Annotated in this window: 10 protein-coding genes; 6 read left to right on the forward strand and 4 right to left on the reverse strand. The window is 54.9% G+C overall.

Features of this window, described 5'->3' with window-relative positions; all coding sequences use genetic code 11:
• Positions 1-4: 4 nt before the first annotated feature.
• Both CMR03_RS21995 and CMR03_RS22000 read left to right on the forward strand, forming a co-directional pair.
• The gene (locus tag CMR03_RS21995) at positions 5-862 is read left to right on the forward strand and encodes an efflux RND transporter periplasmic adaptor subunit (RefSeq protein WP_208625041.1); all 858 of its coding nucleotides are present in this window, start codon (positions 5-7) and stop codon (positions 860-862) included.
• A complete protein-coding gene (locus CMR03_RS22000) occupies positions 859-2,859 on the forward strand; it encodes an FUSC family protein (RefSeq protein ID WP_096012652.1) in 2,001 nt (666 codons plus the stop codon). The genes CMR03_RS21995 and CMR03_RS22000 overlap by 4 nt, the downstream gene beginning before the upstream one ends.
• Here the strand turns inward: CMR03_RS22000 and CMR03_RS22005 are convergent, their stop codons facing one another.
• From CMR03_RS22005 to CMR03_RS22020, 4 genes are all read right to left on the reverse strand, one after another.
• Positions 2,860-3,327: a hypothetical protein gene (locus tag CMR03_RS22005; protein ID WP_063879405.1), complete on the reverse strand. Its 468-nt coding sequence runs from the start codon at positions 3,325-3,327 to the stop codon at positions 2,860-2,862. It lies immediately after the preceding gene.
• A 136-nt stretch (positions 3,328-3,463) separates the two neighbouring features.
• Positions 3,464-3,982 (reverse strand): superoxide dismutase family protein, encoded by a 519-nt coding sequence (sodC, locus tag CMR03_RS22010; protein ID WP_063879404.1) that lies wholly within the window; start codon positions 3,980-3,982, stop codon positions 3,464-3,466.
• 82 nt (positions 3,983-4,064) lie between these two features.
• The gene (locus CMR03_RS22015; RefSeq protein WP_096012653.1) at positions 4,065-4,961 is read right to left on the reverse strand and encodes an aldo/keto reductase; all 897 of its coding nucleotides are present in this window, start codon (positions 4,959-4,961) and stop codon (positions 4,065-4,067) included.
• A gap of 62 nt (positions 4,962-5,023) precedes the next feature.
• Positions 5,024-5,263 carry a DUF1289 domain-containing protein gene (locus CMR03_RS22020; RefSeq protein ID WP_096012659.1) on the reverse strand — a complete coding sequence of 80 codons (240 nt, stop codon included), beginning with the start codon at positions 5,261-5,263 and terminating at the stop codon, positions 5,024-5,026.
• Between the two features lie 175 nt (positions 5,264-5,438).
• Here CMR03_RS22020 and CMR03_RS22025 point away from each other — a divergent pair, with 175 nt between their 5' ends.
• The 4 genes from CMR03_RS22025 to rnt all read left to right on the forward strand — a co-directional run bounded on the left by CMR03_RS22025 (position 5,439) and on the right by rnt (position 8,495).
• Positions 5,439-6,041, forward strand: a complete 603-nt coding sequence (locus CMR03_RS22025; RefSeq protein WP_096012654.1) for a TetR/AcrR family transcriptional regulator — start codon at positions 5,439-5,441, stop codon at positions 6,039-6,041.
• Positions 6,042-6,086: 45 nt separating this feature from the next.
• Positions 6,087-7,184 carry an alkene reductase gene (gene nemA, locus CMR03_RS22030; protein WP_096012655.1) on the forward strand — a complete coding sequence of 366 codons (1,098 nt, stop codon included), beginning with the start codon at positions 6,087-6,089 and terminating at the stop codon, positions 7,182-7,184.
• A gap of 111 nt (positions 7,185-7,295) precedes the next feature.
• A complete protein-coding gene (gene gloA, locus CMR03_RS22035) occupies positions 7,296-7,703 on the forward strand; it encodes a lactoylglutathione lyase (RefSeq protein WP_063879400.1) in 408 nt (135 codons plus the stop codon).
• A gap of 120 nt (positions 7,704-7,823) precedes the next feature.
• The gene (rnt, locus tag CMR03_RS22040; protein ID WP_096012656.1) at positions 7,824-8,495 is read left to right on the forward strand and encodes a ribonuclease T; all 672 of its coding nucleotides are present in this window, start codon (positions 7,824-7,826) and stop codon (positions 8,493-8,495) included.
• The last annotated feature ends 100 nt before the right edge of the window (positions 8,496-8,595 follow it).

Genomic DNA, 8,595 nt, shown 5'->3' on the forward strand with positions numbered 1-8,595 from the left:
AAAGATGACATTTTCCGGATTAAAATACTTCTCTACGCTGATTGTTTTCACCATTGCGTTGCTCAGCGCCTGGTGGGCCTGGAATTACTACATGCAGTCACCCTGGACACGGGATGGAAAAGTCCGTGCCGAGTTGGTGGATATCACACCACAGATATCAGGGCGCATCGTTGCGCTAAAAGTGACGGATAACCAGTTTGTCCATCAGGGAGACACCTTATTCACACTGGACCCGGTGCCGTGGCAAATCGAACTGAACAAAGCCGATGCGCAACTCAGCCAGGCAAAAGCCGACCTCGCCAAAGCCCAACATGAATTCAGCAGACGAAGTAAACTGCCGCGCAATACGATTTCTGGCGAAGATCTGGATGTGGCTCGCCTGAATGCGGATGCGGCGCTGGCCAGCGTGAAAGCCGCGCAGGCACAGCGGGATCAGGCGCAGTGGGATGTGCAGCAAACCACCGTTACTGCCCCCACTGACGGTTGGATAAGTAATCTGACCCTGCGACCCGGCAACTACGCCAGCGCGGGCACGCCGCTCTTTGCCCTTGTCGACAGCCATTCTTATTATGTCGTGGGCTACTTTGAAGAGACCAAGTTGCGCCATATTCATCCAGGCGCCGCTGCCCAGGTGGTCCTGTACAGCAGTGGTATGCAGTTGCCCGGCCAGGTCGAAAGCGTGGGACGGGCTATTTACGATCAAAGCCTGGAGGCGGATAACGGTTTACTGCCGGATATCAAACCTAACGTGCCCTGGGTTCGCCTGGCGCAGCGTGTCCCTGTTCGCATTCGCCTCACCGCACTTCCCGATCACGCGCGTTTAATCGCAGGCACGACCTGCACGATTACGATACAGCCATGAATCTCAATGGACTGGCCTGGGGAAACCTGCCCTGGGTGAAGGCGGATCGCAATCAATGGCGCTATGCCCTTCGTAATGCCAGCGCGATGTGTCTTGCCCTGAGCATTGCCTATGGCCTGAATCTGGATGAGCCTTACTGGGCCATGACCTCTGCAGCCGTTGTCAGCTTTCCGACCATCGGCGGTGTGATCAGTAAAAGTCTGGGTCGCATAGTGGGCAGTGTGTTGGGTGCGACGGCTGCCCTGTTGATTGCGGGCCATACGTTGAATGAGCCCTGGCTGTTCGCCTTTTATATTGCCGGCTGGCTGGCGCTGTGCACCTGGGTGGCAAACCACTACCAGAACAACGTGGCGTACGGTTTTTCGCTGGCAGGTTATACCGCGGCGATTATTGCCTTCAGCTGCGTCAATCTCACCGATATCGCCAGCCTGTGGGACATCGCGCAGGCTCGGGTGTGCGAAGTGATTTCCGGGCTGCTGTGCGCGGGCTTTATGATGATGCTCTTGCCCAGCACTTCTGACGGCGATGCGTTAATCAACGCGCTAAAACAGATGCACACTCGCCTGTTGGAGCACGCCACGCTGCTGCTGCAGGACACCCGCAATGACGGGATACGCACGGCACATGAAGCGGTGATTGGGCAGATCCTCACCATGAATTTATTACGCATTCAGGCCTTCTGGAGTCATTACCGCTTTCGCCGCCAAAATAACGTGCTGAATTACATCCTGCATCAACAGTTACGGTTGACCAGCGTACTGTCCAGCCTGCGTCGTATGCTGCTGAACTGGCCCGACGCGCCTGAGACGGTGTTTGTGGCGTTAGAGAGCCTCACACGTGAGCTGGCGAAACCAGACTGTAATAAGTACCGCCTGGCAGCACTGCTCCGCACCATTACGCCAGCCGGTGACGGCGACTATCGGCAGCGCGCTTTTTGTCAGCGGCTGCGCTATTTCTGCTGGATGTATCTCAACGTATTACGCTGGATACGGTTGCTGGAGCACGCCGATGGGGAGAGGCGCTTTCAGCCACCCGCCGTGTCGGCGCTCGCCAGTGAAAGCGACAGTGCGGAAGCGGGCTGGAGTGCACTGCGCACCTTTACTGTGGTGGTTGCGGGCTGCGCATTCTGGATGACGACGCAATGGTCCTCTGGCGCATCGGCATTGACCTTTACGGCAATTGCCTGTGTGCTTTACGCCTCGGCTCCCTCGCCCACGGGCAGCATCACATTATTACTGAAAACGCTGCTGTGGCTGTTTGCGTTTAGCTTTGTTTTTAAATTCGGTCTTATGGTGCAGTTTGATCAGCTGTGGCAACTGCTGGCGATCTTATTTCCGCTGCTGTTGACTCTGCAACTGTTTCGGGTGCAACAGAAACAGCGGGCCGCCATGTGGGGCCAGTTTATTGTTTTCCTGGGATCATTTCTGGCCGTCACCAACCCACCCGACTGGGATTACCAAACGTTTTTTGACGGTAATATCGCCAAAGTGTGTGGCGTGCTGCTGGCCTGGCTGGCGTTTCAGATACTTCGGCCCAGTTCAGACAGCCGCCGTAGCCGACGCCATATTCAGTCTTTACGTATGGCGTTTCTGGATCAGCTTCGTCCCCGACCTCACCTGAGCGAAAACCGCTTCGAGTCACTGATCTATCATAAGATCGGTCAACTCAGCAGCAGTCGGGATGAAACGGCGCGCGTCTGGTTACTGCGCTGGGGCGTGGTCCTGCTCAACTGTTCACATCTCGTCTGGCAACTGCGCGACTGGCAAACCGGGTCATCGAGACTGAATGCCTGCCGCGTGCGCGCGATGCAGGATCTGCAGCACGTGATGAGCCTTCGCGGTGTGCAGCACCGGCAACTGGATGCGGCGCTGGACGCGCTACAGACGATGATCGAGGAAACTCTGCGGGAAAATACCCGCGAAGCCGGCACGCTTGCGGGATTGCTGTGGCGATTACGCTGTTCGCTGGATCAGCTGAAGCAGGCGATTCCCGACTGATTACTGGCAATACTGCTGATGCTGCCGGTTAAAATCATCCTGCAGCTGCTGCACGGTTTTTTGTCCTTCAAACCGGGTTTTATCCGCCTCTGATACGGGCTCAATAACCAGTGCTTTTTCGTCAGGAGAGAAAATAAAGCGCCGCGAAATAAAGGTGCCGGTAAAGCTTTTCCCGGTGATCCCCCCACAAATCATCACCGCATTATGATGATAGATAGTGGTGTCCGTGAAATTGGTCTCAGTGGCGCTACGCAGAACATTCTGGCAGTGCGCGTCTTGAAGTTTTTGCATCACATCCCGACTCAACCGCTCACGCCCTCTCGCGATGTGTTCACACCGAATGCGCGCAGGATTGGTATCAATGGTGCGCTGAAGTTCACGTCCGGTTTCGGTGACCAACTGCGTATCATTCGGTTTATCGCATCCTGCCAGCAGCAAGCACAGTAACCATGCGCCCTTCCATTTCATCTGTCCTGCTCCTCAGGTTGTCAGGCTTTATGACGGGAATCAGTATCATAGGGGGGAATAAGGCGATGATGCTACAACAAATGCTCAACAAGCGAAAAGCCTTACTGGCGGCCACCTGCGCCGCCAGACTGGCCCGTCAGATAACGCCGCAGGCAAACCGGGCACCGCCGCCGCCAAGCGGTTTCGGATGATCTGCATGATTATCGCCACCGACATGGATCATCAGCGCTTTGCCTTTCACCTCACTGAGGGTTTTGATGCGTGGCGCCAGCACGGGGTAGCTTGCCTTGCCCTGCTCATCGACATAGAGAGCAGGCAGATCGCCCAAATGCCCTTCACCGTAAGGCCCGAGGTGTTTACCGGTATTTTCCGGGTCCAGATGGCCCCCCGCAGCCCCTGCGGCTACCGTTTTCCCCTCTGACTCGCCGGGTTCACAGCTGCCTTTGGCATGAACATGGAAGCCGTGAATGCCCGGTTTGAGCCCTGTCAGCATGGGCGTAAACGTTAAACCATACTTCGTTTCTTCGATCTTCACCGTCCCCACGGATTTGCCGATCCCCTGCGGCGACACGTCATGAATCGTCACCTCTTCACTCGCGGCCTGGGCGACGCCGCAGGTTAACAGCGTTAATAACGCGATGGCTTTACCTTTCATTGTGGCTCCTTTCTGCTTTGGGTTTCAGCTTAAGCCTGGCCCCGTCCTGCAAAGATTGCCGCAAATTGACGAATGTTTACGCTCAGGGTACGTCATAGCCCAGGGCAGCTTTACGGATGCGGAACCACTGCTGGCGACTGAGCGAGAGATCGGCGGCACCTGCCGCTTCGGTGACGCGATGTGCTTTGCCCGATCCAATAATAGGTAAAGGTTTGCTCGGTAAGCGCATAACCCACGCATACACCACCTGTTCCAGGCTGGATGCGCCTGTCTCCTCGCGGATTTGCGCCAGTTCGTCGCGCAAAGGCTGGAAATGGGGATCGCTAAACAGACGGCCGCCGCCCAGACATGACCAGGCCATCGGGCGCAGGCGATGCTGCTGGCAGTGGTCCAGCGATCCATCCAGCAGGACGTTTTGCTGAACGGGGGAAATTTCAAGTTGGTTAGTCACCAGGCTAAAGGGCAGCCGCGACTGTAACAGCGCAAACTGTGCAGGCGTAAAATTGGATACACCGAAGTGTAGCACCTTACCGGCCTGGCGCAGTTGCTGAAATGCCTCAGCGACCTCGTCGGCGTCCATGAGCGGATCGGGGCGATGAATCAGTAACAGATCGATATGGTCGGTGTTGAAATAGCGAAGTGAACGTTCGGCGCTGGCAAGAATGTGCGCGGTGTCCGTCACGTAATGACCAATCTGATGTTCTGGTTTAGCCCGGGTTGCAATGCCGCATTTGGTGACGATTTGCAGCCGATGGCGCAAAGCCGGCGCGCATTTTAACGCTTCGCCAAACGCCGCCTCACAGCGGTAGTCACCATAAATATCGGCATGATCGACCGTGGAAATCCCCAGTGAAAGATGGTGTTCAATAAATCCCACCAGCTGCTGAGGCGTCATGCCCCACTCCATCAGACGCCAATAGCCCATAATGAGCGGTGAAAAGTCGGGTCCCTGCGGAGCAATGGCTTGCGGTTGTAACATGGTGTTCTCCCTGTGGCACAAAAAGCGGCTGGTTAGGGAGTATAACGGAAATCGCGCAGGGGTCAGAACAAGGTAGGTTGCTGCGGTTCCTGAGGCTCGTCTTTATGCTGTTGCCGCAGCAGGCGCAGGCGGCGCTGGTGGCAGAGACGTAGCACCTCGCGCTTTTGGCTGTCGGTGTAGCGCATCCAGTTAAAACGCTCATCACGGCTGCGCAGGCACCCCACACAGTAGCCGCGTGTATCTGTCTGACAAATACTCCGGCATGGACTGGGCACCGGAAAAAACTCTAGCTGCTCTGCCACGACTGCTCCCACTCAAACGTTAATCCTTCTATTGAAGACAGACTGATGCATTTGTGCAAGAAATAATCACCGCACGCGCCATTTATTCACTTTCCGTCCGTGATGATTTAGCACTCTGTGCCTGCGACGCGATTAAGATTTGCATTAGACCGATTGGTCTACCAGGATAAAGCCCATGAATAAGATGCCACAACGTAATGAGACACGGGAACACTTGCTGGCTACAGGCGAATCGCTTTGCCTGCAGCGCGGGTTTACCGCCATGGGCCTGAACCAGTTGCTGACTCAGGCGGCCATCCCGAAGGGATCGTTTTATTACTATTTCCAGTCTAAAGAAGCCTTTGGCGTCGCCCTGCTGGAGCGCTACTTTATCCGCTACCTGCATGAGGTTGAGCAGCAACTGTCTCACCCCGTGGGTAAGGTCAGTGAACGATTGCTGGACCATTTCAGGCATGCGCTTGAAATCTTTGAACAACAGGGGCATATCGTCGGTTGTCTGAGTGTAAAACTGTCAGCCGAAGTGTGTGACCTGTCTGAGCCCATGCGCATAGCCCTGCAGCAAGGTGCCAGTCATGTTATTGCCGCTTATGCGCGTGCGCTCAAACTGGCACAGCAGGATGAAGGATTGCAGTTGCCTCATCCACCCGAGCAACTGGCTGAACTGCTCTATGTGTTGTGGCTCGGCGCCAGTTTGCAGAGCAAGCTTTCCCGTAAAGCACAGCCCATGAGGCTTGCATTTATTACCCTCGAACAGTGGCTGAAAAATCCGCTGGTATAAAAAACCACAGTTTGTAGACGACCGGTCTACTTGAAAGGAGTTGTTATGGCGAGTACGCAGTTGTTTCGTCCGTTAAAAGTGGGCGCAATTACCGTTCCTAACCGTGTATTTATGGCACCACTGACGCGCTTACGCAGCATTGAGCCAGGAGATATCCCTACTCCGCTGATGGCTGAATACTACCGTCAACGCGCAGGTGCTGGCTTAATTATTACCGAAGCAACACAGATCTCTTTCCAGGCCAAAGGCTATGCGGGCGCACCAGGCTTGCACACGCAGCCGCAAATCGCCGCGTGGAAAGCCATCAATGAAGGTATCCATCAGGCAGGCGGACACAGTGCCGTGCAGCTGTGGCACACCGGCCGTATTTCGCATAACAGCGTGCAGCCAGAAGGCAAAGCACCGGTTGCCCCTTCGGCGATTCCGGCAGGCACCCGTACCTCACTGCGTGCTGAAGATGGCAGCGTTTATCGTGAAGATACGTCAACCCCGCGCGAACTGAGCATCAGCGAAATTCAGCAGATCGTGGCCGATTTCGGTCAGGCTGCCGCTAATGCCCGCGAAGCGGACTTTGACATGCTGGAGCTGCACTCAGCCCATGGCTATCTGATGCACCAGTTCCTGTCTCCGTCATCTAATCTGCGCACCGATGAATACGGCGGCAGCGTTGAAAAACGCGGACGTTTTGCGCTGGAAGTGGTTGATGCCGCGATTGCCAACTGGTCAGCAGACCGCGTAGGTATCCGCGTCTCCCCTGTGGGCAGCTTCCAGAATCTGGATAACGGCCCGAACGAAGAAGAAGATGCGCTGTGGTATATCGCTGAGCTGGCTAAACGCAACATCGCTTATCTGCACATGTCAGAACCTGACTGGGCAGGTGGTACACCTTACAGCGATGCGTTCCGTCAGAAAGTGCGTGACACCTTCCCTGGCGTGATCATTGGCGCAGGCGCTTATACTGTCGAAAAAGCCGATGACCTTATCAGCCGTGGCTTGATCGATGCCGTTGCCTTTGGTCGTGACTATATTGCGAACCCGGATCTGGCGCAGCGGTTACAAAAAGATGCCCCGCTCAATCCACAACGTCCAGAGTCATTCTACGGCGGCGGCGCAGAAGGCTATACTGATTATCCTGCACTGTAACATGCAGGCAGCCGTGAGACGTTCTCACGGCTGCGGTTATTCTTTCGCGGTTATCGTCGCTATACTTAGTAGTTGTGTCATCCGGGAATGACGTTTTAAAAAGAGGAAGCTATGCGTTTACTTCACACCATGCTGCGCGTTGGCGATTTGCAACGCTCCATTGATTTCTACACTCGTGTGCTGGGCATGCGCCTGCTGCGTCAAAGCGAAAACGCTGAATATAAATATACCCTGGCGTTTGTTGGCTACACCGAAGAGAGCGAAGGTGCTGTCATTGAGCTGACCTATAACTGGGGCGTTGACAGCTATGACCTTGGCAATGCCTATGGCCATATTGCACTGGGCGTTGACGATGTTGCCGCCACCTGCGAGCGCATCCGTAAAGACGGCGGTAACGTCACGCGTGAAGCCGGCCCGGTTAAAGGCGGCACCACAGTGATTGCCTTCGTTGAAGATCCCGATGGTTATAAAATCGAACTGATCGAAAATAAACATGCTGGACACGGCCTCAGAAGTTAAGCCGTACAATATCAGCCCGCGCCACGCGGGCTGATTCTCGTTTCCCCTCTCTCTACCTGCTGCAGACGGTGCGCTTTTTTGGCATACTACGCGTTGCCCTTTTTCTGCAATGAGATCCTGATGTCTGAATCGTCTTCCCCCAACGCACTTAATCAACGCTTTCGTGGTTTCTATCCCGTGGTTATCGATGTGGAAACGGCGGGCTTTAATGCGCAAACCGATGCGCTGCTGGAAGTCGCCGCCATTACGCTGAAAATGGATGACGAGGGTTGGCTTCATCACGACCAGACACTGCATTTTCACGTTGAACCTTTTGTTGGCTCCCTGCTGCATCCGGAAGCGCTCGCCTTTACGGGCATTGATCCCAGCAATCCATTGCGGGGTGCAGTAAGTGAATACGATGCGCTGCACGCCATTTTTAAGATGGTGCGCAAAGGCATTAAAGACAACGATTGCAACCGCGCGATTATGGTGGCGCACAATGCGACTTTTGATCTTAATTTTATTAATGCCGCGGCCGAGCGTGCCAGCCTGAAACGTAACCCGTTTCACCCTTTTGCCACCTTTGATACCGCCGCGTTAAGCGGACTGGTGTTAGGTCAGACGGTACTGGCGAAAGCCTGTAAAGCAGCGGGGATGGAATTTGACAGCAGTCAGGCGCACTCTGCCCTTTATGATACGCAGCAAACGGCTACGCTGTTTTGCGAACTGGTAAACCGCTGGAAGCGCTTAGGTGGCTGGCCATTGGCCATCGCTGAAGAGGCAACGGAAGGGAAAGAGACGGCGGAGTAAAATCCAGTGTCCCGTCCTGAATAGCGTTGACACATTTTCCACTGGTTTTGAGGAGAATGTGATGAAACAGTATGTTAAACGCACTCAGCGGGATTACTCT

Origin of the sequence: Pantoea allii (assembly GCF_002307475.1) — a bacterium.
GTDB classification, from domain to species: Bacteria; Pseudomonadota; Gammaproteobacteria; order Enterobacterales; family Enterobacteriaceae; genus Pantoea; species Pantoea allii.